Annotated in this window: 1 pseudogene; it reads right to left on the bottom strand. The window is 51.8% G+C overall.

Annotated features, from left to right (window positions below):
* Positions 1-23: 23 nt before the first annotated feature.
* Positions 24-500: pseudogene (locus ACOTXR_RS25150) on the bottom strand (IS630-like element ISEc33 family transposase); the annotation flags it as partial.

Raw genomic sequence — 500 nt, 5'->3', positions numbered from 1 at the left:
CTAAATAGCTGCGCCTAATACCGCTACACTTTTGCCTGACCATGTTTTCCTCCGGGGAATGGGCTGGCGGTTTCCATAAAATGGCGGACCTTTTTCAGTAACTGCCACATTGAGCGGCACTGATGATTACGGGTTATCGTGTCATGAAGTGCCTGCCATAGCCGTTCCACATGATTCACCCACGGCGAGTAAACCGGCTGGTAAATTACCCTGAACTTGGGATTTGCTTTCAACCAGCGCTGTGTTTCGCGGCTTTTATGGATAATGTAGTTATCAACGATCAGCGTGATTGTTTTCGCCCGCCGGTAAGTGGCTTTCAGGTGCTTCAGCAGAGCGATAAACAGCGCTGAACTTTTGCTGTTGCCGCCCACGTAGCTGACTTTACCCGTGCCACTGTGCAGTGCGCCGGCCAGATAGTATTTTTCGTTCTGCCCCGGCGTCACTACCCGTTTCTGCTGTCCGCGCAACTGCCAGTCCGCACCGATTTTAGGATTAAGGTG

Source organism: Enterobacter cloacae complex sp. IR53030, assembly GCF_049238365.1.
Taxonomy (GTDB): Bacteria; Pseudomonadota; Gammaproteobacteria; order Enterobacterales; family Enterobacteriaceae; genus Enterobacter; species Enterobacter kobei.
The sequence above is the reverse complement of the archived record's forward strand: the minus strand, read 5'-3'. Positions and strand labels throughout refer to the sequence as shown.